At 57.6% G+C, this 25,963-nt stretch carries 22 protein-coding genes; 15 read left to right on the forward strand and 7 right to left on the reverse strand.

The genetic code is table 11. The features are described from left to right. Window positions 1–125 precede the first annotated feature (125 nt). From ACQUTD_RS16755 to ACQUTD_RS16765, 3 genes are read right to left on the reverse strand one after another with little or no spacing between them, the layout of a single operon-like run. Window positions 126–1,148, reverse strand: a complete 1,023-nt coding sequence (locus ACQUTD_RS16755; protein ID WP_473276793.1) for a Gfo/Idh/MocA family oxidoreductase — start codon at window positions 1,146–1,148, stop codon at window positions 126–128. Next, window positions 1,149–2,225, reverse strand: a complete 1,077-nt coding sequence (locus ACQUTD_RS16760) for a Gfo/Idh/MocA family protein (RefSeq protein WP_473276791.1) — start codon at window positions 2,223–2,225, stop codon at window positions 1,149–1,151. It abuts the gene before it with no gap. Window positions 2,226–2,243: 18 nt separating this feature from the next. Continuing rightward, on the reverse strand, window positions 2,244–3,398 hold the full coding sequence (locus ACQUTD_RS16765; protein ID WP_473276789.1) for a Gfo/Idh/MocA family protein: 1,155 nt from the start codon (window positions 3,396–3,398) through the stop codon (window positions 2,244–2,246). Window positions 3,399–3,585: 187 nt separating this feature from the next. On the opposite strand from ACQUTD_RS16765, the gene ACQUTD_RS16770 reads away from it, so the two are divergent. Further along, on the forward strand, window positions 3,586–4,623 hold the full coding sequence (locus ACQUTD_RS16770; protein ID WP_473276787.1) for a substrate-binding domain-containing protein: 1,038 nt from the start codon (window positions 3,586–3,588) through the stop codon (window positions 4,621–4,623). 2 nt (window positions 4,624–4,625) lie between these two features. Here the strand turns inward: ACQUTD_RS16770 and msrA are convergent, their stop codons facing one another. Then, window positions 4,626–5,270, reverse strand: coding sequence for a peptide-methionine (S)-S-oxide reductase MsrA (msrA, locus tag ACQUTD_RS16775; RefSeq protein WP_072570324.1), 645 nt, complete (start codon window positions 5,268–5,270; stop codon window positions 4,626–4,628). Window positions 5,271–5,481: 211 nt separating this feature from the next. On the opposite strand from msrA, the gene tamA reads away from it, so the two are divergent. From tamA to ACQUTD_RS16800, 5 genes are all read left to right on the forward strand, one after another. Then, complete coding sequence (gene tamA, locus ACQUTD_RS16780) at window positions 5,482–7,215, forward strand: autotransporter assembly complex protein TamA (protein ID WP_072570325.1); 1,734 nt, start codon at window positions 5,482–5,484, stop codon at window positions 7,213–7,215. After that, on the forward strand, window positions 7,212–10,988 hold the full coding sequence (gene tamB / locus ACQUTD_RS16785; protein ID WP_318364456.1) for an autotransporter assembly complex protein TamB: 3,777 nt from the start codon (window positions 7,212–7,214) through the stop codon (window positions 10,986–10,988). The genes tamA and tamB overlap by 4 nt, the downstream gene beginning before the upstream one ends. Before the next feature lie 2 nt (window positions 10,989–10,990). Next, the gene (locus ACQUTD_RS16790) at window positions 10,991–11,335 is read left to right on the forward strand and encodes a gamma-glutamylcyclotransferase family protein (protein ID WP_072570327.1); all 345 of its coding nucleotides are present in this window, start codon (window positions 10,991–10,993) and stop codon (window positions 11,333–11,335) included. A 135-nt stretch (window positions 11,336–11,470) separates the two neighbouring features. After that, window positions 11,471–12,637: a type VI secretion system tube protein TssD gene (gene tssD, locus ACQUTD_RS16795; RefSeq protein ID WP_473276783.1), complete on the forward strand. Its 1,167-nt coding sequence runs from the start codon at window positions 11,471–11,473 to the stop codon at window positions 12,635–12,637. Beyond that, entirely contained in the window at window positions 12,634–12,924 is a 291-nt protein-coding gene (locus ACQUTD_RS16800; RefSeq protein WP_473276782.1) for a DUF6966 domain-containing protein, read from the forward strand. Before tssD ends, ACQUTD_RS16800 begins: the two co-directional genes overlap by 4 nt. A gap of 39 nt (window positions 12,925–12,963) precedes the next feature. Here ACQUTD_RS16800 and ppa read toward each other — a convergent pair whose 3' ends face one another. Continuing rightward, entirely contained in the window at window positions 12,964–13,494 is a 531-nt protein-coding gene (gene ppa / locus ACQUTD_RS16805; protein WP_072570329.1) for an inorganic diphosphatase, read from the reverse strand. A 399-nt stretch (window positions 13,495–13,893) separates the two neighbouring features. Here ppa and ytfQ point away from each other — a divergent pair, with 399 nt between their 5' ends. The 5 genes from ytfQ to ACQUTD_RS16830 all read left to right on the forward strand — a co-directional run bounded on the left by ytfQ (window position 13,894) and on the right by ACQUTD_RS16830 (window position 20,147). Beyond that, window positions 13,894–14,850: a galactofuranose ABC transporter, galactofuranose-binding protein YtfQ gene (ytfQ, locus tag ACQUTD_RS16810; RefSeq protein WP_318364452.1), complete on the forward strand. Its 957-nt coding sequence runs from the start codon at window positions 13,894–13,896 to the stop codon at window positions 14,848–14,850. Between the two features lie 97 nt (window positions 14,851–14,947). Further along, window positions 14,948–16,450, forward strand: coding sequence for a galactofuranose ABC transporter, ATP-binding protein YtfR (ytfR, locus tag ACQUTD_RS16815; RefSeq protein ID WP_473276779.1), 1,503 nt, complete (start codon window positions 14,948–14,950; stop codon window positions 16,448–16,450). Window positions 16,451–16,460: 10 nt separating this feature from the next. Continuing rightward, on the forward strand, window positions 16,461–17,486 hold the full coding sequence (ytfT, locus tag ACQUTD_RS16820) for a galactofuranose ABC transporter, ATP-binding protein YtfT (RefSeq protein WP_099458807.1): 1,026 nt from the start codon (window positions 16,461–16,463) through the stop codon (window positions 17,484–17,486). Continuing rightward, on the forward strand, window positions 17,473–18,474 hold the full coding sequence (yjfF, locus tag ACQUTD_RS16825; protein WP_072570333.1) for a galactofuranose ABC transporter, permease protein YjfF: 1,002 nt from the start codon (window positions 17,473–17,475) through the stop codon (window positions 18,472–18,474). Before ytfT ends, yjfF begins: the two co-directional genes overlap by 14 nt. 107 nt (window positions 18,475–18,581) lie before the next feature. Further along, window positions 18,582–20,147, forward strand: a complete 1,566-nt coding sequence (locus ACQUTD_RS16830) for a methyl-accepting chemotaxis protein (protein ID WP_473276778.1) — start codon at window positions 18,582–18,584, stop codon at window positions 20,145–20,147. 82 nt (window positions 20,148–20,229) lie between these two features. Here the strand turns inward: ACQUTD_RS16830 and fbp are convergent, their stop codons facing one another. Next, complete coding sequence (gene fbp / locus ACQUTD_RS16835; protein ID WP_072570335.1) at window positions 20,230–21,228, reverse strand: class 1 fructose-bisphosphatase; 999 nt, start codon at window positions 21,226–21,228, stop codon at window positions 20,230–20,232. 174 nt (window positions 21,229–21,402) lie between these two features. On the opposite strand from fbp, the gene mpl reads away from it, so the two are divergent. Further along, window positions 21,403–22,785, forward strand: a complete 1,383-nt coding sequence (gene mpl / locus ACQUTD_RS16840; protein ID WP_473276777.1) for a UDP-N-acetylmuramate:L-alanyl-gamma-D-glutamyl-meso-diaminopimelate ligase — start codon at window positions 21,403–21,405, stop codon at window positions 22,783–22,785. 107 nt (window positions 22,786–22,892) lie between these two features. Here mpl and yjgA read toward each other — a convergent pair whose 3' ends face one another. Further along, window positions 22,893–23,447, reverse strand: a complete 555-nt coding sequence (gene yjgA / locus ACQUTD_RS16845) for a ribosome biogenesis factor YjgA (protein WP_318364446.1) — start codon at window positions 23,445–23,447, stop codon at window positions 22,893–22,895. Between the two features lie 94 nt (window positions 23,448–23,541). Between yjgA and pmbA the strand changes: the two genes are divergently transcribed. From pmbA to ACQUTD_RS16860, 3 genes are all read left to right on the forward strand, one after another. Continuing rightward, window positions 23,542–24,894 carry a metalloprotease PmbA gene (gene pmbA / locus ACQUTD_RS16850; protein WP_318364445.1) on the forward strand — a complete coding sequence of 451 codons (1,353 nt, stop codon included), beginning with the start codon at window positions 23,542–23,544 and terminating at the stop codon, window positions 24,892–24,894. Window positions 24,895–24,924: 30 nt separating this feature from the next. Beyond that, window positions 24,925–25,308: a cytochrome b562 gene (gene cybC / locus ACQUTD_RS16855; protein ID WP_473276774.1), complete on the forward strand. Its 384-nt coding sequence runs from the start codon at window positions 24,925–24,927 to the stop codon at window positions 25,306–25,308. A 334-nt stretch (window positions 25,309–25,642) separates the two neighbouring features. Then, window positions 25,643–25,960, forward strand: a complete 318-nt coding sequence (locus tag ACQUTD_RS16860) for a glycine dehydrogenase (protein WP_072570340.1) — start codon at window positions 25,643–25,645, stop codon at window positions 25,958–25,960. Window positions 25,961–25,963: the final 3 nt, after the last annotated feature.

Consider the following 25,963-nt stretch of genomic DNA (forward strand, 5'->3'; position numbering starts at 1 on the left):
GAAAATCTATGTGGTAAAGCTAAGTAAAAGCGGGCCGTGGAAGGTTGACCCGCAATTTCAGGGGGTAGTATAGCCTAAGGCAGCGTTGGGTTGCCAGAACGGGCTTGGTCAGTAATACACCGCCTTCATTGCGCCAGGCTTATCCATTGCCGGATCTGCGAGGAGCGGTAGATCGCCTCGACTATCGCCTGCGCGCATGCGGCATCCTCAAGGGAGATATGCACAGGCCGTGTGGGATCGCGCACGGTGGCATAAAACTGCTGGATCGCCCGCCGGTGGCCGTCGCCCCAGTAGTTTCTGGCATCGCCTTCAGGCGGCGTATCCTGCGCCAGCAGCGTGCGGGCATTGCCGGTAATGCGCCAGAGCTGATTTTCCTCCAGCCGTAAGCGTCCCCGTTCGCCGTCGATCTCAAGGGAAAGCGCGGCATCTGCTGAGTAGCAGGTGGTGGCATGAAACACGCCATACGCCCCGCCGCTGAATTCCAGCGTCGCCATCGCGCTGTCTTCCGTCTCGATCACCCCGCTTAATAAAGTGCTGTCGACCACGCCTTTCACCCGCGTCACGCCGCCCGCGAACCACTGCATCAGATCGAGGGTGTGGATCGCCTGGTTGATCAGCAGGCTGCCGCCCTCGGTGGCAAAGCGTCCGCGCCAGCCGCCAGGCCTGTAGTAATCCCCGCCGCGCGACCACGTCAGGCTGGCCTTCATGCCCCGCAGTTGGCCGATGCCGCCATCCGCCAGCTGCGCCCGGATCGCCTGGCTGGTGGGGTTATAGCGATTCTGAAAGCACAGGCCGAGCACGCCCTCAGCACCGGCAGCCGCTTCACGGATCTGCGCCACCTCTGCCAGCGACAGGCCGACCGGCTTTTCGCTGAACACCTGCTTTCCGGCGGCAAGCGCCGCGATGATCATCTCCCGGTGCAGATGGTGCGGCGTACAGATATGTACCGCGTCGATGTTCATATCCGTGAGCATCTCACGATAATCCTGATAAAAGCGGCAGCCGTAGCGGCGGGCCAGCGCCGCGCCTTTTTCAGCGTCAATGTCCACCAGCGCGCGCAGCGCCACCCCAGGCGTATGTCGCAGCGCCGCCACGTGACAGCCGTGGATTGCCCCCGCGCCCGTAATGGCGACGTTAAGCCTGTCCATTTACGCCTCCGGCTGACGGGCGTTCGCCAGCATTTGCGCCCGTACGCACAGCTCTGCCGCTTTGAACGCGTGAGCCTGGGTCATGGCGTTTTCGGTGCGGTGCAGACAGTCGAGTATCAGCGCGCCAAAATAGGGGAAGCCAATTTTTCCGGCGACGGGATAACGGAATTCGCCCGCCTGATTCACCAGATAGACCACGTCCTGCTCGCCGCGCGACAGGTCGATGTATTTGCGGATCTCGATATAACCTTCGGTGCCGAGCAGCGTCAGGCGGCCGTCGCCCCAAGTGGACAGTCCGTCCGGCGTGAACCAGTCACAGCGGAAATAGCCGCTCGCGCCGTTCTCCCCCGCCAGCATGGCATCGCCAAAATCCTCAAAGGTGGGGTACTGCGGATGGTTAACATTGCGCACCTGGCTTGCCAGAATGCGCGCGTCCTGGTTGCCGGTATAAAACAGAAACTGTTCGATCTGATGGCTGCCGATGTCGCAGAGAATGCCGCCATAATAGCGGCGATCGTAGAACCAGTCCGGGCGGCCGTGGCCTTCGCGGTGCGGCCCAGTGCCGAGCGTCTGGATCACCCGACCAATCGCCCCCTGCGCCACCAGTTGTCCGGCAAAGACCGCGCTTTCCACATGCAGCCGCTCGCTGTAGTAGACCGCGTATTTGCGCCCGGTTTTCGCCACCATCGCCTTCGCGTCCGCCAGCTGTTCCAGGCTGATAAGCGGCGCTTTGTCGGTGAAATAATCTTTTCCGGCGGCCATTACCTTAAGCCCCAGCGGGCAGCGTTCCGATGGAACCGCCGCTGCCGCCACCAGCTTCACCTCAGGATCGTTGAGAATGGCGTCCAGCGACGCTGCCGCCTGCGCCTGCGGATACTGCTGACAGAATTTTTCGACCTTCGCCGCATCCGGATTGTAAACCCATTTCAGGGTCGCGCCTGCCTCCGTCAGGCCGTTGCACATACCGTAAATATGCCCGTGATCGAGCGCCACGGCGGCAAAGACAAATTCCCCGGGCACCACCACCGGCTGCGGTTTGCCCGTCGGGGCATAATGCATTCCATCCTGCTTGTTCATCTCTGTCTCCTTTGGCAATCACCAGGTACCGGAAGCGTCCAGGGTGCGGTTTTCAACGTTTTTCTCTGCCGATTGCGCGATGCGCTCCTGCAACAGTTGCAGATAGCGCGCTTCGTCCAGCGGCAGTTCAACCCAGTCGTCCGTCCAGGTGGAGAGGTGCATGGCGTTGGAGAGCGTCAGGCCGTGGATGCCTTCACAGCCTGGCGCTATCAGCGGCTCGCCGCGCAGAATGGCGGCGGTGAAATTGGCGGTAATAACCTGATGATCGCTGCACGGCGCGGCGACGGGTAGGGTAACTTGCCAGCATTCCGGCTCGCCAAAACCGTGCTGCCAGCGGGCATTGAAGTCCGGTTCGGATTCGCGCAGACGCCAGAAGCGTAAAGCGCCGTCTTCCACCACCACTTTGCCGCGATCGCCTGCGATCTCCAGGCGATTAGTCCCCGGCGTTTCGGCGACGCTGGTAATAAACACGCCGGTTGCGCCGTTGGCGTATTCGGCGTAGGCGGTAACCTCATCTTCCACTTCAATCTGCCGGCGCTTGCCGAAGTGACAAAACGCCCGCAGGCGCACCGGCATCCCCACCAGCCACTGCCAGAGATCGAGCTGGTGCGGATCCTGATTCAGCAGCACGCCGCCGCCTTCGCCTTTCCACGTCGCCCGCCAGCCGCCGGAGTTGTAATAGCTCTGCGAGCGATACCAGTTGGTGATGATCCAGGTCGAGCGGCGAATTTCTCCCAGTTCGCCGCTGACAATCAGATCCTTCACTTTCTGATACAGCGGCATCGGGCGCTGGTTGTACATGATGCCGAACACCACATCGCACTCGCGCGCGCAGGCGTTCATCTCCCGCACCTGAGCGGTGTAGACGCCCGCCGGTTTTTCGCACAGCGTATGGATACCCTGGCGCATCGCCATCATCGACAGCCGGGGATGATCGTAGTGCGGCGTGGCGACGATCACCGCGTCGATAAGCCCGCTTTGCAGCATCGCCCGGGCGTCATCAAACAGCGGCACGGCCTCGCCCACCAGCGCGCGTATCGCCGCATGTTTCGCAGAATTGTTATCACAGACGGCGGCAAGGCAGGCGTCGCCGATTTTTCCGGCCAGCAGATAGCGGGCGTGCACCGTGCCGATATTGCCGATGCCGATAATGCCAAAACGAACCTTTTTCATTGCTCACCTTTGGGGATCAGGGGGAATAACGGGAAAATAGAGACGCGGCAAACCGGCGACAAACACAATTTGTGAGAATGCTCGCAGGGAGGCGAGGAAACTGCGCGGCACTCTGAAAAAGGGTTTTAAAATCATCATACTGGCGCTGCAAAAATTTGCAGGCATTGATTGCGAGCAGGATCACACTATGGCAGGAAAGCTGAAAATGGACGCCATTGCCGCGCAGACGGGCTACTCCGTCAGCACCGTCTCGCGGGTATTAAGCGGCAAAGCCGCCACCAGCGCGAAGGCGCGTGAGACGATTGTCAGCTGCGCGCGGCGGCTCGGCGTGCTCGATGCGCTGGCCTGCGGCCGTCTGCTGATCAACGACATTGCCGTATTCGCCCCGGCACGCACTTTCAGCATGGGTGGCGATCCCTTTTATCACGCGGTGACGCGCGGTATTGCCGGGGCCACCGCCGCCCATGATGTTCACCTGAGCTATTGCAGCCTGGAGGAGCAGGACGCCGATCTGGCGCGCTTTCTGGCAAAAGCGGGCCATAAAAATATCAGCGCGCTGATCATTATCGGCATCGACGATCCGGCGGTTCACCGGCTGGCGCAGACGCTCGGTAAACCCTGCGTGCTGATCAACGCCAGTAACCGTGAAAGCCGCCTCGACGCGGTGTCGCCGGATCACCGCGCCATCGGTTTTAACGCCGCGCGGCATCTGCTGGCCCACGGGCACCGGCGCATTCTCACCATCACCACCCTGCGGCGCGAAACCCTGTCTGTGCGGCTGGAAGGCATCCTGGAGGCGTACCGTCATTTTCATGTGGCCTTTGAGGCGGCAACAGATCTGCTGGTGACGGAAGGCTTTGGCGGCGACGAGGCCGCCCAACGGCTGGCGCAGTGGTATGACACCCGGCCTGCGGATCAGTGGCCGCAGGCGCTGCTGTGCGGCAGCGCCGATATGACGGCGGGTATTCAGCGGATGCTGGCGCAGCGCGGGCTGCAGGTACCGCAGGATGTGTCGCTTATCAGCACGGATGTGGAAGGGCAACTGGACGGCAGCGTGACCGGTATTGCGGTGCCCTGCCGTGAGCTGGGCGTGGAGGCGGTACATCTGTTACAGACACGGCTTAACCGCCCGCAGGCCCCGGTGTTTAATCTGCTGCTACCGGGGCGGCTGGTGGAGTTCGGGACGGTCAGCCAGGCGACCCGCCATGCAGCGCAGGCGGGGTAAGCTTACGCCGTGCCCTGCGGTGGCAGACAGACGCCGATACCGCCGATACCGCAGTAGCCGTACGGGTTTTTATGCAGATACTGCTGGTGATCATCTTCCGCATAGTAAAACGGCCCGGCGGTCTTGATTTCGGTGGTGACCGTGCGGTCATCCCCCGCCGCGCGCATGGCGGCCTGGAAACGCTCAAGGCTGGCTTTCGCCGCGGCGTCCTGTTCCGGCGTCAGGGGGTAAATCGCCGAGCGGTACTGGGTGCCGTGATCATTGCCCTGACGCATCCCCTGAGCGGGATCGTGATTTTCCCAGAACACCTGCAACAGCTGTTCATAGCTGATAACGTTCGGATCGTAGACCACGCGCACGGCTTCGGCATGGCCGGTCTGGCCGCTGCACACTTCGCGGTAGGTCGGGTTCGGCGTGTAACCGCCCATATAGCCTGCGGCGGTGCTGTAAACGCCGGGTAAAACCCAGAACAAACGTTCAACGCCCCAGAAGCAGCCCATGGCGAAAAATGCGACGTCCATCCCGTCCGGGACATGCGTCATCGAGTGTTCATTGACCGCATGCAGACTGGCAACCGGCATCGGCGTGTTACGGCCCGGCAGTGCATCCGACTGAGTAACAAGGTGTTTTTTATCAAATAGACTCACGGTGTGGCCTCCGGGGAAAGGGAATTGTGGTTAGGGTTGTAACGGCGCTCGTCTTTTAACACAATAAGTGCCTTAAATACGGCTAAATTTAAACATAAGAAATATTGAGGTTGTCGTCTGTTTTTCAACCCGCATTGTTGAATTATTGTTAAGCCGGGAGCGGCATTTTGGTTTCCTTCCAGGGCCAGGACAAGGATATTCAGGAGAGAACGTGCCACAGATCCGTCTTATAGGTATTGCCACTTTACTGCTGGCAAGCGGTCACGCCTTTGCGGCAAACGTCCGTTTGCAGGTAGAGGGGTTATCAGGCGCGCTACAAAAAAACGTCCGCGCACAGCTGTCGACGATTGAAAGCGATGAGGTCACCCCCGATCGCCGCTTTCGCGCTCGCGTGGATGACGCCATCCGTGACGGTCTGAAAGCGCTTGGCTACTACGAGCCGACCATTGAATTTGATCTGCGCCCGCCGCCGGCCAAAGGTCGCCAGGTGCTGATCGCCCGCGTATCGCCGGGCGAACCGGTGCGTATCGGCGGTACGGATGTGATCCTGCGCGGCGGCGCCCGCACCGATCATGACTATCTCGACCTGCTGAAAACCCGTCCGGCTACCGGCACCGTACTGAATCATCACGATTACGACAGCTTTAAAAAATCTCTCACCAACGTTGCCCTGCGCAAAGGCTATTTCGACAGCAAGTTTAATAAAAGCCAGCTGGGCGTCGCCCTCGATCGCCATCAGGCGTTCTGGGATATTGATTACGACAGCGGCACGCGCTACCGCTTTGGTGAAGTGACTTTCGAAGGCTCGCAAATTCGCGATGAGTACCTGCAAAATCTGGTGCCCTTTAAGGAGGGCGATTATTACCAGACCAAAGACCTGGCAGAGCTGAACCGGCGTCTGTCCGCCACCGGCTGGTTTAACTCGGTGATCGTCGCGCCGGAATTTGAAAAGTCGCGCAAAACCAAAGTGCTGCCGCTGCATGGCGTGGTATCGCCGCGCACGGAAAACACCATTGAAACCGGCGTGGGTTACTCCACCGACGTCGGGCCGCGGGTGAAGGCGTCGTGGAAAAAGCCGTGGATGAACTCTTACGGCCACAGCCTGATCACCAACGCCAGTATTTCCGCCCCGGAACAGCAACTGGATTTCAGCTACAAAGTACCGCTGCTGAAAAATCCGCTGGAGCAGTATTACCTGGTGCAGGGCGGCCTTAAGCGCACCGATCTGAACGATACGGAAGCGGATTCCACCACGCTGGCGGTGTCCCGCTACTGGGATCTCTCCAGCGGCTGGCAGCGAGCCATTAACCTGCGCTGGAGTCTCGATCACTTTACCCAGGGCAACGTTACCAACACTACCATGCTGCTCTATCCGGGTGTAATGATCAGCCGTACCCGCTCGCGCGGCGGCCTGATGCCGACCTGGGGCGACTCCCAGCGCTACTCCATTGATTACTCCAACACCGCATGGGGTTCGGACGTCGATTTCTCGGTGTTGCAGGCGCAGAACGTCTGGATCCGCACCCTTGCCGACCGCCATCGCTTTGTGGCGCGCGGCAATCTCGGCTGGATCGAGACCGGCGATTTCGACAAAGTGCCGCCGGATCTGCGCTTCTTCGCCGGGGGCGATCGCAGTATCCGCGGTTATAAATACAAATCCATTTCGCCGAAGGATGACGACGGCAAGCTGAAAGGGGCGTCGAAACTGGCGACCGGCTCGCTGGAGTACCAGTACAACGTCACCGGGAAATGGTGGGGCGCGACCTTCATCGACAGCGGCGAAGCGGTGAGCGACATTCGCCGCAGCGATTTCAAAACCGGCGCGGGCGTCGGCGTACGCTGGCAGTCGCCGGTCGGCCCCATTAAGCTCGATCTCGCCGTGCCCATCGGCGACAAAGACGAACACGGATTACAGTTTTACATCGGTCTGGGGCCTGAATTATGAGTTTGTGGAAGAAAATAAGCCTCGGCGTACTGATCTTCATCCTGCTGCTGCTGGGCACCGTCGCCTTTCTGGTGGGCACCACTACCGGCCTGCATACGCTGTTTAAAGCGGCGAACCGCTGGGTGCCAGGGCTGGAAATTGGCCAGGTCACCGGCGGCTGGCGCGATCTGCATCTGAAAAATCTTAGCTACACCCAGCCTGGCGTGGCGGTTAACGCCGGGGATATTCATCTGGCGGTAAAGCTCGGCTGCCTGCGTGACTTCAGCCTGTGCGTTAACGATCTGTCGCTGAAAGACATCAACGTGGCGATAGACAGCAAGAAAATGCCGAAGTCGGAACAGGTGGAAGAAGAGGATACCGGCCCGCTGGATCTCTCCACACCTTACGCCATCACCTTAAGCCGCGTGGCGCTCAATAACATCAACATTAAAATCGACGACACCACCGTGTCGGTGATCGAATTCACCAGCGGGCTGAACTGGCAGGAGAAAAACCTGACGCTGAAGCCAACGAATTTGCAGGGCCTGCTGATCGCGCTGCCGAAAGTGGCGGAGGTGGCGCAGGAAGAGGTGGTGGATCCGAAGATCAATAACCCTCACCCGGATGAAAAGCCGCTTGGCGAAACGCTGAAAGAGCTGTTCTCGAAGCCGGTACTGCCGGAGATGACCGATGTGCACCTGCCGCTGAATCTCAATATCGAGGAGTTTCGCGGCGAATCCCTGCGTCTGACCGGCGATACCGATATTCTGGTGCGCACCATGCTGCTGAAAGTCAGTACGCAGGACGGCAATATGGCGCTTGATGCGCTGGATATCGACTCGAACCAGGGCACGGTGAACGCCACCGGTACCGCGCAGCTCAGCAATAACTGGCCGGTGGATCTGACACTGAACAGCACGCTGAACGTCGATCCGCTGAAAGGCGAAAAAGTGAAGCTCAAGGTCGGCGGCGCGCTGCGTGAAACCCTCGATGTCGGCATCAATCTTTCCGGTCCGGTGGATATGGTACTGCGCGCGCAAACTCAGCTCGCCGAAGCGGGTCTGCCCCTGAATCTGGAAGTGGTGAGCGAACAGCTGTACTGGCCCTTTACCGGCGAGCGGCAGTATCAGGCCGACGATCTGAAGCTGAAGCTCAGCGGCAAAATGACCGATTACACCCTGTCGTTCCGCACGGCGGTCAAAGGGCAGAGCGTACCGCCCGCCACCATCCTGCTGGATGCGAAGGGCAATGAGCAGCAGATCAATCTCGACAAGCTGACCGTCGCGGCGCTGGAGGGGAAAACCGAGCTGAAAGCGCTGCTCGACTGGCAGCAGGCGATCAGCTGGCGCGGCGATCTGACGCTCAACGGCATCAATACCGCCAAAGAATTCCCGGACTGGCCGTCAAAACTGAACGGCGCGATCAAAACCCGCGGTAGCCTGTACGGCGGCAGCTGGCAGATGGATGTCCCGCAGCTGAAAATCACCGGCAACGTCAAACAAAACAAAGTGAATGTGGAAGGTTCCCTGAAAGGGAACAGCTATCTGCAATGGGTGATCCCTGGTCTGCATCTGCAACTGGGGCCGAACAGCGCCGACGTCAAAGGCGAGCTGGGCGTTAAAGATCTTAACCTTGATGCGGTGATAAACGCGCCGGGGCTGGATAACGCGCTGCCGGGTCTGGGCGGCACGGCGAAAGGTCTGGTGAAAGTGCGCGGCACCGTCGATGCGCCGCAGGTGCTGGCGGATATTACCGCCCGTGCGCTGCGCTGGCAGGAGCTGTCGGTCGCCAGCGTGCGTGTGGATGGCGATGTGAAATCCACCGATCAGATCGCCGGTCACCTCAACGTGCGCGCCGAGCGCATTGCGCAGCCGGGCGTTAACCTGAGCCTGGTACAGCTGGATGCAAAAGGCAGCGAAAAGCAGCACGAGCTGCAACTGCGTGTACAGGGTGAGCCGGTATCCGGCCAGCTTAAACTGGCGGGCAGCTTTGACCGCGCCACCCAGCGCTGGAAAGGCAATCTGAGCGACACCCGCTTCGCCACCCCGGTCGGCCCCTGGTCCCTCAACCGGGCGATTGCGCTGGATTACCGTAACAGCGAGCAGAAGATCAGCATCGGGCCGCACTGCTGGACTAACCCGAATGCAGAACTGTGCGTACCGCAAACTATCGATGCCGGGGCCGAAGGGCGCGCGGTGGTGAACCTTAATCGCTTCGATCTGGCGATGGTAAAACCCTTTATGCCGGACGCCACCCAGGCCAGCGGCATTTTCAGCGGCAAAGCCGACGTCAGCTGGGATACAACGAAAGAGGGCCTGCCGCAGGGGGAAGTGACCCTCTCCGGGCGCAACGTGCGCGTGACGCAAACCATCAACGACGCGCCGCTGCTGGTGGCCTTCGACACGCTTAACCTTAACGCGCGGCTGCGGGATAACCGCGCCGATCTCGGCTGGATGATGCGGCTGACCAATAACGGTCAGTTTGATGGCCAGGTGCAGATCACCGATCCGCAGGGGCGGCGTAATCTGGGCGGCAACGTTAATATCCGCAACTTCTCTATCGGCATGGTCAACGCCATCTTCTCCCGCGGCGAAAAAGCGGCGGGTACGCTGAGCGCCAATCTGCGCCTCGCCGGGGATGCGCAAAGCCCGCAGCTCTTCGGGCAGATGCAGCTGAACGGCGTGGATATCGACGGCAACTTTATGCCGTTCGACATGCAGCCGAGCCAGCTGGCGATGAACTTCAACGGCCAGCGCTCCACATTGCAGGGCGTCGTGCGCACCCAGCAGGGGCAGATCAACCTCAGCGGCGATGCGGACTGGAGCCAGCTGGATAACTGGCGCGCGCGGGTTGCCGCCAAAGGCAGCAAAGTACGCATCACCGTACCGCCGATGATCCGCCTGGATGCCTCGCCGGACGTGGTGTTTGTCGCCACGCCGGATCTGTTCACCCTCGACGGCAGCATTGATATTCCGTGGGCGCGCATCGTGGTGCACGACGTGCCGGAGAGCGCGGTCGGCGTATCCAGCGACGAAGTGATGCTCAATGCCAACCTGGAGCCGGAGAAACCGCAGTCCGCCAGCATCCCGATCAACAGTAACCTGATCGTGCATGTGGGCAATAACGTACGTATGGACGCCTTTGGCCTGAAAGCGCGTCTGAACGGCGATTTAAAAGTTGCGCAGGATAATCAAGGGCTTGGCCTGAACGGGCAAATAAATATCCCTGAAGGGCGCTTCCATGCCTACGGTCAGGATTTGATTGTGCGCAAAGGTGAGTTATTGTTCTCGGGCCCACCGGATCAACCTTTACTTAACATTGAAGCGATCCGTAACCCCGAGGCCACCGAAAACGACGTTATCGCAGGCGTACGGGTGACAGGTACCGCCGATGAACCTAAGGCGGAGATCTTCTCCGACCCGGCGATGTCGCAGCAGGAAGCGCTTTCTTATTTACTGCGCGGCCAGCCGCTCGACAGCGATCAGAGCGACAGCGCGGCAATGACCTCGGCCCTTGTTGGCCTGGGGGTTGCACAAAGTGGGCAGGTTGTGGGTAAAATCGGCGAGACGTTCGGCGTCAGCAATCTGGCACTGGATACTGCCGGGGTGGGGGACTCCTCCCAGGTGGTGGTCAGTGGCTACGTACTGCCGGGTCTGCAGGTGAAGTATGGGGTGGGTATTTTTGATTCTCTGGCAACGCTCACGCTGCGCTATCGCCTGATGCCTAAGCTTTATCTCGAAGCGGTGTCTGGCATAGATCAGGCACTTGATTTGCTCTATCAGTTTGAGTTTTAGCAATGCGAATATTTGTCTACGGCAGTTTACGACGCAAGCAAGGCAACAGCCACTGGATGACCAACGCTCAGTGGCTGGGCGATCATAATGTTGAAGATTTTCGACTGTACAGTCTGGGTCACTACCCTGGCGCGGTGCCCGGTGCGGGCCATGTGCAGGGGGAAGTCTATCGTATCGATTCGGCGACCCTTGCCGAACTGGATGCGCTACGCACCGCAGGCGGTGAGTATAAACGTCAGTTGATCCAGACACCGTACGGCAGTGCATGGATGTACGTGTACCAGCGTCCGGTCGACGGGCGCACCTGGATTGAAACGGGAAACTGGCTGGATCGGGACCGGTATTAATACAACGCCACCTTCGGGTGGCGTTGTTTTTTGTTGTTCTGCTAAAGCAGAAATGTGGACGATTCCGCAGACATAATATAATGCCTTATCCCACTATATCTCGTATGTCAAAAGGAGACAGAGGGATAATAAGGGATGAGTAATATTGTTTACCTGAAAATAACAGGGCAGCAACAGGGCGATATTTCTGATGGATGCGGTACGACTGAATCCATAGGGAATCGATGGCAAAATGGACATGAGAATGAAATTTTAACGCTTTCATTAACTAATCAATTAACGAGTACTCGTAACAACGCTAACTACAGAGAACTATTTTTTAATAAACTCATTGATAAAAGTTCGCCGTTACTGGTCAATTCACTAGTCAATAATGAGCAACTCTTTCTTGAATTCTTCTTTTACAGGCTAAACCGGTACGGGCGATGGGATAAATACTACTTTATCCAACTCAGAGGCGTCAGGCTCTCCGCAATTAGTAGTTGCTTCACTAATAATAATTTTGATACGGAAATGGTGTCCGTCAGATATAGTTATATTCTGTGCAAACATCTTATCAGTAATACTGAATTTTACTCGCTCGTATTCCCTGAGGATTACAACCAGCTCTTTGTCCCCTCTACGCCCAACAAACCCGGCACGATTAATAGTGCCGCGGCTGGACGTCTGTTGGCCGCAGGCGGCATTTATAATGGCAATATTCAAGGTTTCAGAGAGACCGCCGAGAAACTGGGCGGTGATGCCGTTCGGGGTTACGACCAGGTACTGAATCAAAAAACGGTCGGCGCGGCAATAGCCGTCGCCTCTGTCGCCGCAGGCCTGGGAGTTGGAAGGCTCGGTATAGCCAGCGAGCTGGCACAGCTTGAAAAAACAACCCCAGGCCTGCATGTGCTGGGCAAAATTGAAGGGGAGTATTCGGCGATAAATCCAGGCCCGTTATTATCAAAGTATGCAAAAACATTTGCGGGAGGCGTATATAAAGAGATTACGCTATCGCAGGATACGGTGTTCTACCGCAGTGGAAGGGAGGGACGCGAGTGGGGAGAATTTCTGGCCTATGAGCAGCCGCTTGGCGTATTGCAGTCGCGTATTGATAAAGCGATACGCCCCGTTTGGCCGGATGGAGGAAAATCTCCTGCTAATCGATTTTATGAACTGCAAATCCCGGTCGGGACAAAGGTCTATGTCGGGAAGGTCGGTTATCAAACCGATCTCTATTCAGGCGGGACAGAACAGGTCGTCGTTCTTTCTCCCTGGGCAATTCCTGAAGCAAAGGTATTGAGTAACGGAGTTTTAAAATGAAAAGTGAAATTAAACGCACCATTGAAAAAATGATCCCGCTTCTTGTATTCGGTGAAGAGGATAACTGGGTCAGATTCTTCGAGCGCGCGCTGCTTGAACTGGATCGGGATTATGAAGAGACGGTCGATATTTTAAAAAGGCAGTTTGGCGGGATGGGGTCCTTTAATGACGTGGTATTACATAAAAACTGCATCCCCTTGCTGGCAGAAAATGATGAGCTGAAAGCGCTGAAGCAGCAATTGTTCGAATTACTTGAAGCGGAGATTGAATCAAGGAGCAAACGTTAATCGCTGACAGGCAGGGCGAACGCCCTGCCTGAAAGGAAATTATTTCTTCGCCGCGCGCTCGAAAGAAGCCACGATTTCAGCTTTAGCCGCTTCTGCGTTGTCCCAGCCGTCCACTTTCACCCATTTGCCTTTTTCGAGATCTTTATAGTGCTCGAAGAAGTGAGTGATCTGCGCTTTCAGCAGTTCCGGCAGGTCGTTCACATCTTTGATGTGATCGTATTCTTTGCTCAGTTTGGTGTGCGGAACCGCAACCAGCTTGGCGTCTTCGCCCGCTTCGTCGGTCATTTTCAGCACGCCAACCGGACGGCAGCGTACAACAGAGCCTGGCTGTAACGGGTACGGCGTCGGTACCAGCACGTCTACCGGGTCGCCGTCCAGAGACAGGGTGTTGTTGATGTAGCCGTAGTTGCACGGATAGAACATTGCAGTCGACATGAAGCGGTCAACGAAAAGCGCGCCGGTGTCTTTGTCGATTTCGTATTTGATCGGATCGGCATTGGCCGGGATCTCGATAACAACGTAGATGTCTTCTGGCAGATCTTTGCCGGCAGGTACGTTCAATAAGCTCATGTTTGTTTCCTTTAAAATGTGTGCAAACAAGTGCCGGGTATTATAGCTAACTCCCTGGGAAAGTCTCTGGCTGTTTTCAGCCGTGTCGTCTGTTGATAACGGATTCAGGAGCAATCTGACGCGCGGATTGTCCATAAAGTTAGCTGCATACTGAATAAATTTGTGGAAGCGTTTACACAGCGCGATTTGCGACCACGTCAAACGCAAAAATTCCGCAAATGCCAGGTATGTCATAGGTCTGTTAAAACATCACTTTTCGCGCGCTGGATCTCATCTGGTTGTTAACCTTTCGTTCACTTTTCTGAAGTGTGATGTAACGCATTCTGTTACATCTCTGGTTGTCTATAGTGTCCGGGCAGGTGAAGTTATAGCCAACAATAACCCTACGAGGATGTCCCTATGTGGAAGCGCTTACTTCTTGTCACAGCAGTTTCGGCAGCCATGTCGTCTATGGCGATGGCCGCACCCTTAACCGTCGGTTTTTCGCAGGTCGGATCTGAATCCGGCTGGCGCGCCGCAGAAACCAGCGTTGCGAAAAGCGAAGCGGAAAAGCGTGGAATTACCCTGAAAATTGCCGATGGTCAGCAAAAACAGGAGAACCAGATCAAAGCCGTTCGTTCCTTTATTGCCCAGGGCGTGGATGCGATCTTTATCGCGCCTGTGGTGGCGACAGGCTGGGAGCCGGTCCTGAAAGAAGCGAAAGAGGCGGAGATCCCGGTCTTCCTGCTTGACCGTAATATTGATGTGAAAGATAAGTCGCTCTACATGACCACAGTGACCGCCGACAACGTGCTGGAAGGCCGCTTGATCGGCGAATGGCTGGCAAAAACCGTCGGCGACAAACAGTGTAACGTCGTGGAGTTGCAGGGCACCGTTGGCGCAAGCGTAGCCATCGACCGTAAGAAAGGTTTCGCCGAGGCGATCAGCAAAACGCCGAATATCAAAATCATCCGTTCCCAGTCCGGCGACTTCACCCGCAGTAAAGGGAAAGAGGTCATGGAAAGCTTCATCAAGGCGGAAAACAACGGCAAAAACATCTGCATGGTTTACGCCCATAACGACGACATGGCGATCGGCGCGATCCAGGCGATCAAAGAAGCGGGCCTCAAACCGGGCAAAGATATTCTGACCGGCTCCATTGACGGCGTGCCGGATATTTATAAAGCGATGATCGACGGCGAAGCCAACGCCAGCGTTGAGCTGACGCCGAACATGGCCGGCCCGGCCTTCGACGCGCTGGAAAAATTCAAAAAAGACGGCACGCAGCCGGAAAAAGTCACCATCACCAAATCGACGCTCTACCTGCCGGATACCGCGAAAGAAGAGTTAGAGAAGAAGAAAAACATGGGCTACTAAGCCTTTAACCTGCCGGGTGACGCTGCGCTTACTGACCTGAGACGTGCTTTTACAGGCCGGTAAGCGTAGCGCCATCCGGTTTGACGCAGGGGGAACCATGACCACAGAACAACACCAGGAAATCCTCCGGACAGAGGGCTTAAGCAAATTCTTCCCCGGCGTGAAGGCGCTGGATAACGTCGATTTCAGCCTCAGGCGCGGCGAAATCATGGCGCTGCTCGGTGAAAACGGCGCGGGAAAATCGACGCTGATTAAGGCGCTGACCGGGGTCTATCACGCCGATCGCGGCGCTATTTATCTGGAAGGCGAACGCATCGCGCCCAAAAATACCGCCCATGCCCAGCAACTGGGGATCGGCACCGTTTATCAGGAAGTGAACCTGCTGCCGAACATGTCGGTGGCGGATAACCTGTTTATTGGCCGCGAACCCCGGCGATTCGGTTTTTTGCGCCGTAAAGAGATGGAAAAACGCGCCACCGCACTGATGGAGTCCTACGGCTTCTCCCTCGACGTGCGTGAACCGCTGAACCGGTTTTCCGTGGCGATGCAGCAGATCGTCGCCATTTGCCGCGCCATCGATCTCTCGGCAAAAGTGCTGATCCTTGATGAACCTACCGCCAGCCTGGATACCCAGGAAGTGGAGATGCTGTTTACCCTGATGCGTCAGTTGCGCGACCAGGGCGTGAGCCTGGTTTTTGTCACTCACTTTCTCGATCAGGTGTATGAGGTCAGCGACCGCATCACCGTGCTGCGTAACGGCAGCTTTGTCGGCTGCAAAGAAACGCGCGAGCTGCCGCAAATTGAGCTGGTCAAAATGATGCTTGGCCGCGAGCTGGATAACAACGCGCTGCAACGCGCCGGGCGCACGCTGCTCAGCGACAGACCGGTCGCCGCATTCAAAGACTTTGGTAAAAAAGGCGTTATTGCCCCCTTCGATCTGGAGGTTCGTCCGGGTGAGATCGTCGGGCTGGCGGGGCTGTTAGGCTCCGGACGCACCGAAACTGCCGAGGTGATCTTCGGTATCAAACCCGCCGATCAGGGCACCGCGCTGATCAAGGGCAAACCGCAAACGCTGCGCTCGCCGCACCAGGCTTCCTGCCTCGGCATCGGTTTTTGCCCTGAAGACCGCAAAACCGACGGCATTATCGCCGCCGCCTCGGTGCGGGAGAATATCATTCTGGCGCTACAGGCCCAGCGCGGCTGGCTGCGGCCCATCCCGCGTAAAGAGCAGAACGAGATCGCGGCGCGCTTTATTCGCCAGTTGGGGATCCGCACACCGAGTGCAGAACAGCGAATTGAATTTCTCTCCGGCGGCAATCAGCAAAAGGTGCTGCTCTCCCGCTGGCTGCTGACGCGGCCGCAGTTCCTGATCCTCGACGAACCGACGCGCGGCATTGACGTGGGGGCCCACGCCGAGATCATCCGCCTTATCGAAACCCTCTGCGCCGACGGCCTGGCGCTGCTGGTCATCTCCTCCGAACTGGAAGAACTGGTCGGCTATGCCGATCGGGTGATCATCATGCGCGATCGCAAACAGATCGCGGAGATCCCGCTGGCGGAACTTACTGTGCCGGCGATCATGAACGCCATTGCGGCCTAAGGAGAAGCATGTGATGCCTCAATCTCTGCCCCGCGCGGGGGAACCTAAACGCCGCTTCAGCTGGCCGGTGGGGACGCCGCAAATCATCGCCCTGCTGCTGGTGCTGGTAGTCGACAGCCTGGTCGCGCCGCACTTTTATCAGGTGATTTTGCAGGATGGCCGCCTGTTCGGCAGTCCCATCGATATTCTTAACCGCGCCGCGCCCGTTGCGCTGCTGGCGATTGGTATGACGCTGGTGATCGCCACCGGCGGCATCGATCTCTCCGTCGGCGCGGTGATGGCCATCGCCGGCGCGACGGCGGCCTCAATGACCGTCGCCGGACACAGCCTGCCGGTGGTGATACTGGCTGCGCTGGGATCCGGCGTGCTGGCGGGATTGTGGAATGGCGTGCTGGTGGCGATCTTAAAGATCCAGCCTTTTGTTGCCACGCTGATCCTGATGGTGGCCGGGCGCGGCGTGGCGCAGCTCATCACTTCCGGGCAGATCGTCACCTTTGACGCGCCCAGCCTGTCGTGGCTGGGCAGCGGTTCGCTGCTGCTGTTTCCGACGCCGGTGATGATTGCGCTGTTAACGCTCATCCTGTTCTGGCTGTTCACCCGTAAAACGGCGCTCGGCATGTTTATCGAAGCGGTGGGGATCAACATCCGCGCGGCGAAAAATGCTGGTGTGAATACCCGTATGGTGGTGATGCTGACCTACGTATTGAGCGGCCTGTGCGCGGCCATTGCCGGTATTATCGTCACCGCCGATATTCGCGGTGCCGATGCGAATAACGCCGGACTCTGGCTGGAGCTGGACGCCATTCTGGCGGTGGTGATCGGCGGCGCGTCGCTGATGGGCGGACGCTTTAATCTGCTGCTGTCGGTGGTGGGGGCGCTGATCATCCAGGGGATGAATACCGGCATCCTGCTTTCCGGTTTCCCGGCTGAACTCAACCAGGTGGTGAAAGCCGTCGTGGTGCTGTGCGTGCTGATTGTCCAGTCGCCGCGCTTTATTTCCTTCATTAAACGGAGCCGTGGTCATGATCAAACGTAACTTACCGCTGATGATCACGCTTGGCGTGTTCGTGCTCGGCTATCTGTATTGTCTGACGCAGTTTCCCGGCTTTGCCTCCACGCGGGTGATCTGCAACATCCTGACGGATAACGCCTTCCTCGGCATTATCGCCGTCGGCATGACCTTTGTGATCCTCTCAGGCGGTATCGATCTGTCGGTCGGCTCGGTGATCGCCTTTACCGGCGTCTTCCTTGCGAAGGCGATCGGTTTCTGGGGCATCTCGCCGCTGGTGGCCTTTCCGCTGGTGCTGGCGATGGGCTGCGCCTTTGGCGCTTTTATGGGGCTTTTAATCGACGGGCTTAAAATCCCGGCCTTTATTATCACCCTGGCGGGAATGTTCTTTCTGCGCGGCGTCAGCTATCTGGTGTCTGAAGAATCCATTCCCATTAACCACCCGGTGTACGACACGCTTTCAAGCCTGGCGTGGAAAATCCCCGGCGGCGGGCGGCTCAGCGCCATGGGGCTGCTGATGCTCGGCGTGGTGGTGATCGGCATTTTCCTCGCGCACCGTACGCGCTTTGGCAATCAGGTTTACGCCATCGGCGGCAGCGCCACCTCGGCGAATCTGATGGGGGTTTCCACGCGCAGTACCACCATCCGCATCTATATGTTATCTACCGGCCTTGCGACCCTGGCGGGCATCGTCTTCTCGGTGTATACCCAGGCGGGCTATGCGCTGGCGGGGGTCGGCGTGGAGCTGGACGCCATCGCGTCGGTGGTCATTGGCGGCACCCTGTTAAGCGGCGGCGTCGGCACGGTACTGGGGACGCTGTTCGGCGTGGCCATTCAGGGGCTGATCCAGACCTACATTAACTTTGACGGCACGCTCAGCTCCTGGTGGACGAAGATCGCCATCGGCATCCTGCTGTTTATTTTTATCGCGTTACAGCGCGGCCTGACCGTCCTGTGGGAGAATCGCCAGAGCTCGCCGGTAACACGTATCAGCACGGCGGCAACAAAGCCATAACGCACTGAATTGGTTAAAAAACGTTAAAGATTTTCCGGTGGCAGCCGATAACTCAAAATTACGCTCTGTTTGCGCCACGAAGTATCCCTGCTACCGGAATCATCATCATGCTAAAAACGCTATCGATTCGCACCGGCTTGCTGTCTTTACTGGCCGTTATGACATTACTCCTGCTGCTGGTCAGCGGCATCGGGATTTACGCCCTCACGCAAAGTTCCTCCTCTCTGCAACGCATCAATCACCTTCAGGGTGAGCAGATGGCGCGTCTGAATGAAGGATATAACCTGATTTTACGCGCCCGCAACGAGGCCGGTCAGGCCGTACGCATGATGGAAGTCGGGCTGCTGGACGACGCCGGGAAATCCGTCAAAGGGATCAACAGCGAAATCGCGCAGGCGCAGAAAGGCCTGCAGGCGGTGATCGATGCGGGCGTGGATGACGAAGCCGGTAAACCGCTGCTGGATCGTCTGGCGAAAAGCTATGCTGACTACAATAGCCAGGGCATCGTGCCAATGCAGACAGCGCTGAACGAGCAAAGCCCCGACGGCTATTACGATCTGCTGGAAAACAAGCTGATTCCGGTGTCGCGTCAGTTTGATAACGACATGCAGGCATTCCTGAAATGGGGCGAAACCCGTGGCCAGGCGGAAGTGAAGGCGGTGCAAAGCAGTAAAAACCGCGTCATGGTGTTTATCGTCATTGCCGCGCTGTTGACGGCGGGCGTCATCGTGCTGGCGTGGTTGGTGCTGCGTCATATGCTGTTAAAACCGCTGGATGCGTCAATCCGTCAGCTGGAGCAGGTGGCCGCAGGCGATCTCACGCCGGTCAGCGCCGCGCCCGCCAGCAAGGAGTTCAACCGCCTGATCGCCGCCATCGATGAGATGCGCCATTCACTGGTGGGATCGGTCACCCGCGTACGCGATGCCAGCGCGCAAATTGATACCGGCAGCCGCGAGCTGACCGCCGGCAATATGGATCTGGCGCAGCGCACCGAATCCACCGCCAGCTCCCTTGAGCAGACGGCGGCGAGCATGGAAGAGATCACCGCCACGGTGAAACAGAACGCTGACAACGCCGAACAGGCGCACCAGCTGGCGAAAACCGTCTCGGATACCGCCGATCGCGGCAGCGAAATGGTGTGCTACGTGATTGAAAAAATGAGCGATATCGCCGGCAGCGCCAACCGTATCGCCGACATCCTCAGCGTTATTGACGGCATTGCCTTCCAGACCAATATCCTTGCGCTGAACGCCTCGGTGGAAGCCGCGCGGGCAGGGGAGCAGGGGCGCGGTTTTGCGGTGGTCGCCGCAGAAGTGCGTAATCTTGCCGGTCGCAGCGCCGATGCCGCGAAAGAGATCCGCACCCTGATCAGCGATTCCAAAGCGCACGTCAGCGAAGGCAACGATCTGGCGATCCAGGCCGGAGAAACCATGGATGAAATCGCCGGTGAAGTGATGCGTATGACCAAACTGCTGCGTGAAATCGCCAGCGCCTCGCACGAGCAGAGCCGCGGGATTGAACAGGTGAATATTGCGGTCAATCAGATGGACGAGACGGCGCAGCAGAACTCTGCGCTGGTGCAGCAATCCTCCGCCGCGACCCGCTCGCTGGAAGAGCAGTCGCGTGAACTGATGGAAGCGATGGCGTCGTTCAGATTGCAGATGGTGGGGTAAGAGGCTGAATTGCCCGGCACACTAATGAGTAGGCCGGGTAAGCGTCAGCGCCACCCGGCGAACCGTATCAACAATCTAAAAATTACGCGTCCGGGTACTCACGCATAAAGCGCTCGACGTCATTCACCATATGCTCGTTGCCGACGAAGAACGGGCGGCGCTGGTGCAGGCTTTCCGGCACGATGTCCAGAATACGCTCTTTACCGTCGCTCGCTTTACCGCCAGCCTGCTCCGCCAGGAACGCCATCGGGTTACCTTCATACAGCAGACGCAGCTTCCCTTCCGGGTGGCTTGCGGTGCTCGGGTAAAGGTAGATGCCGCCTTTCAGCAGGTTACGGTGGAAATCCGCCACCAGCGAACCGATATAGCGCGAGGTATACGGGCGATGGGTGGCCTGATCTTCTTCCTGGCAGAACTTCAGATACTTCTTCACGCCCTGCGGGAATTTAATGTAGTTGCCTTCGTTAATGGAGTAGGTGTAACCCTTTTCCGGGAAGCGCATACGCTCCTGGCACAGGCAGAAGACGCCCAGTGACGGATCGTAAGTGAAGGCATGTACGCCGCAGCCGGTGGTGTACACCAGCATGGTGGAGGAGCCATACACCACATAACCGGCGGCAACCTGCTTGTTACCCGGTTGCAGGAAGTCTTCTTCCGTTACCGGCGTACCGACCGGCGTGACGCGGCGGTAAATAGAGAAGATGGTCCCGACAGAAACGTTAACGTCGATGTTGGAAGAGCCGTCCAGCGGATCCATCAGCACCACGTACTTCGCATGTTCGCACCCTTCGAAAACCACGATTTCGTCTTCTTCTTCGGAGGCAATGCCCGCCACGATGTCGCGTGCTTTCAGTGCAGATTTCAGTTTTTCATTGGCGAACAGGTCGAGTTTTTGCTGCACCTCTCCCTGGACGTTTTCGGCACCACTGGCGCCCAGAATATCAACCAGACCGGCTTTGTTAATATCCCGGTGGATGATTTTGGCCCCCAGTTTTATCGCCGACAACAGTGACGTGAGCTCACCCGTGGCATGTGAAAACTCATGCTGCTTTTCAACGATAAATTCACCTAACGTTTTCATAACACTTCCCTACATTCTATGTGGAGTAAAGCGACTGCAACAATCTTAACAAAGTTTCAAAAGATTGCGCACAGGTGAATCGCGCCAGCAAACTACGGAATATCCTGAAATGCATTTATCTGACCCCGGACATGTGGGTAAAATGTGCGCCAGATTAAAGAAGGATAACGACGTATGCGCATTCATATATTGGGGATTTGTGGCACCTTTATGGGCGGCCTGGCAATGCTGGCCCGTTCCCTGGGCCATGAGGTAACGGGTTCGGACGCCAATGTGTATCCGCCAATGAGCACGCTTTTATCAGAACAAGGGATTGATTTAATTCAGGGTTACGATCCATCGCAGCTCGATAACGCGCCGGATCTGGTGATCATCGGCAACGCCATGACCCGCGGCAATCCGTGTGTGGAAGCGGTGCTGGAAAAGAACATTCCTTATATGTCCGGCCCGCAGTGGCTGCACGATTTCGTGCTGCGCGACCGCTGGGTGCTGGCGGTGGCCGGTACCCACGGTAAAACCACCACCGCCGGTATGGCGACCTGGATCCTCGACGTCTGCGGCTATAAACCTGGCTTTGTGATCGGCGGCGTGCCGGGCAATTTTGAGGTTTCCGCGCGTCTGGGTGAAAGCCCGTTCTTCGTCATCGAAGCCGACGAATATGACTGCGCCTTCTTCGACAAGCGTTCCAAATTCGTGCACTACTGCCCGCGCACCCTGATCCTCAACAATCTTGAGTTCGATCACGCGGATATCTTCGACGATCTGAAAGCGATCCAGAAGCAGTTCCACCACCTGGTGCGCATCGTGCCGGGGCAGGGCAAAATCATCTGGCCGGAAAACGACATCAATCTGAAGCAGACGATGGCGATGGGCTGCTGGAGCGAGCAGGAGCAGGTGGGCGAGCAGGGACACTGGCAGGCGAAAAAGCTGACCACCGATGCTTCCGAATGGGAAGTGTGGCTCGACGGCGAAAGCGTGGGCCGCGTGAAGTGGGATCTGGTGGGCGAGCACAACATGCATAACGGCCTGATGGCGATCGCCGCGGCGCGTCATGTGGGCGTTGCGCCTGCGGATGCGGCTAATGCGCTGGGATCGTTCATCAACGCCCGCCGCCGTCTGGAGCTGCGCGGCGAAGCCAACGGTGTGACGGTGTATGACGATTTCGCCCATCACCCGACGGCGATCCTTGCCACCCTGGCCGCGCTGCGCGGGAAAGTGGGCGGCACCGCGCGCATTCTCGCCGTGCTGGAGCCGCGCTCAAACACCATGAAAATGGGTATCTGCAAAGATGATTTAGCGCCGTCGCTGGGACGCGCCGATGAAGTGTTCCTGCTTCAGCCGCAGCATATTCCATGGCAGGTGGCCGAAGTGGCGGAAGCCTGCATTCAGCCTGCGCACTGGCATGCGGATGTGGATACCCTGGCAGAGATGGTGGTGAAAACCGCGCAGCCTGGCGATCACATTCTGGTGATGAGCAACGGCGGTTTTGGTGGTATTCATCAGAAACTGCTGGACGGGTTAGCGAAGAAAGCGGCGGCGGCTGCCGAGCCGGTGTAATACAGCGCCCGGTGGCGCTTCGCTTACCGGGCCTACAAAACCATCAAACCGGGAACCGTAGGCCGGGTAAGGCGCAAGCCGCCACCCGGCAAAATGTTAACCGGTGCTTACTCCGCGTCGGCTTCAGCCAGCTCGCGCAGGTACTGGAAAATCAGACGCGCAGACTTCGGCGCTTTATTCCCTTCTTTCTCTTTTTTCGCATTGCGGATCAGCGAGCGCAGCTGCTGACGGTCGGCATGCGGCCACAGGTTCAGCACGTCCGGCACCGCATCATCGCCTTCTTCAATCAGACGGTCGCGGATGTGTTCCAGCTTATGGAAAAACGCAACCTGCTGGTTGTGGCGGTTTTTCAGCTTATCCAGCGCCTGGCGGATCGGATCCACATCGCGCTGACGCAGCATTTTGCCGATCAACTGCATCTGGCGGCGGCGGCCTTCTTTCTTGATACGCTGCGCCAGTTCAATGGCGGCACGCAGATCGTCATCCAGCGGAATTTTGTCGAGGGCATTTTTGCCCAGCTCAACCATCTCCGCGCCGAGGCGTTTTAATTCTTCGGCATCACGCTTAATTTCACTTTTACTGACCCAGATGATCTCATCATCTTCATCATCGATCTCATCACCGGGCACGTCGTCGAGCCAGTCTTCGGGCTGCTTGGTCATCTCAGGCTCCTTAAAAAAGAGGCTAATACTAACACCCTGGGAGCACACTGAGAATGGGTTCTCTGTTAGACTTCTTTGAAACTCCCCTTACATTATGGCATTGGCGATGAAAGTAATCACACAAGTTGCAGAGCAACGCAAAGCGCTGGAAGAAGCCGTCTCCACCGCACTGAGTTTAGCCGCTGGCAAATCGGATGGCGCGGAAGTGTCAGTATCGAAGACGACCGGCATTGGCGTGAGCACCCGTTACGGTGAGGTGGAGAACGTTGAATTTAACAGCGATGGTGCGCTGGGCATCACCGTTTACCATCAGAATCGCAAAGGCAGCGCCTCCTCCACCGACCTGAGCCCGGACGCCATCGCGCGCACCGTGCAGGCGGCGCTGGACATTGCGCGCTACACCTCGCCGGATCCTTACGCGGGCGTGGCGGATAAAGAGCTGCTGGCCTTTGACGCGCCGGATTTAGACCTCTTCCACCCGGCAGAGATCACCCCGGACGAGGCGATTGCCTTTGCCGCGCGCGCTGAACAGGCCTCCCTCGCCGTTGATAAGCGCATCACCAACACCGAAGGCGGCAGCTTCAACAGCCACTACGGTATCCGCGTATTCGGCAACAGCCACGGCATGCTGCAAAGCTACTGCTCCAGCCGCCATTCCCTCTCCAGCAGCGTGATTGCCGAAGAAAATGGCGATATGGAGCGCGATTACGCCTATACCATCGGGCGCGCGTTAGACGATCTGCAATCCCCGGAATGGGTCGGCGCGGAATGTGCGAAACGCACGCTGTCCCGCCTGTCGCCGCGCAAACTCTCCACCATGAAAGCGCCGGTGATTTTTGCCAATGAAGTGGCGACCGGGCTGTTTGGCCATCTGGTGGGCGCCATTGCCGGCGGCGCGGTGTACCGCAAATCCACCTTCCTGCTGGACTACCTCGGCAAACAGATCCTGCCGGAATGGCTGACCATCGACGAGCAGCCGCATCTGCTTAAAGGCCTTGCCTCGACGCCGTTCGACAGCGAAGGCGTACGCACAGAGCGCCGCGAAATTATCAAAGACGGCATTCTGACCCAGTGGCTGCTGACCAACTATTCCGCGCGCAAGCTGGGGCTGAAAAGCACCGGTCACGCGGGCGGCATTCACAACTGGCGCATCGACGGTCGCGGCCTCAGCTTTGAGCAACTGCTTAAAGAGATGGGCACCGGGCTGGTGGTGACCGAGCTGATGGGCCAGGGCGTAAGCGGCATTACCGGCGATTACTCCCGCGGCGCGGCGGGCTTCTGGGTGGAAAACGGCGAAATCCAGTATCCGGTAAGCGAAATTACCATTGCGGGCAACCTTAAGGACATGTGGCGCAACATCGTTACCATTGGTGACGATATTGAAACACGCAGCAATATTCAGTGTGGTTCAGTGCTGTTACCGGAGATGAAAATCGCCGGTCAGTAATTATCAATAAAAACAAAAAGGAAGTGAGCAATGCGTAAAAACATGCTGGCGTTACTGGCCATATCATCCCTCTTTGTAGGTCAGGCGGCGCTCGCCGATCTGGGCGATGATATGGATACGCTGAATGAAAACCTGAAAGTGGTGCAGAAAACCGATAACGCCGATGAAATGAAAGACGCGTTAACGAAAATGCGCACCGCCGCGCTGGATGCGCAGAAAGAAACGCCGCCGAAAATGGAAGATAAAGCGGCAGACAGCCCGGAAATGAAAGAGTACCGCCACGGTTTTGATATTCTGGTGAGCCAGATTGACGGCGCGATGAAGCTGGTAAACGAAGGCAAGGTCAAAGAAGCGCAGGCCGCCGCCGAAGAAATAAAAACCACCCGCAATACGTATCATAAGAAATTCCGTTAAGCGTATTTACCCGGCCTGCAACCTGTAGGTCGGGTAAGCGAAGCGCCTCCCGACATCAGCTACATCCGCCCATAAGCCTTTCCAATACTTGCCACAAAAACCCCGTTTATCTCACAGATCGGCATTTTCTTTTATGCCGGACGCCGCGCGGAACACGGCGTTATACCGTGATGAAACTCACACTATTCCAGCCAAAAATCTTCTCAGTCGCTTTTTCTGTGGAACAGATCACTGCCGCCACTGACCTTTCCACTTCGAAGTGGAAAACAACTCGCTACAAACTCTTAACCTGCGCCGTTAGTTTTAACCCGGAGACATTAACGGGGTAAGACGAGTGAATAACGGAGCGGTAAACAACGACGCGGGGCGTCTGGCGGACACCATGTTAACGCAGGTCTACAGCCTGCTGGCCCGCCACAACATCATCCCCAACGCGGTACAGGAACAGATGCTGACCTCGCACGTCCGTGCCATGGCGCACCGTTCGATAACCGGCGAACCACTGCCGGAGGTCGATGCCAGCCTGTTTGACGAGATCTCAGAAGATTCAATGTCACTTGCCCGTGAAATCGTGGCGGCGTTTGGCAACCTTCCCGAAGAAGAGGCCTGGCTGCTGTCGGTGCACTTCGAAGTGGCGAAAGACAACCTGTAAGGA

This window comes from Enterobacter sp. K510, from assembly GCF_055804875.1.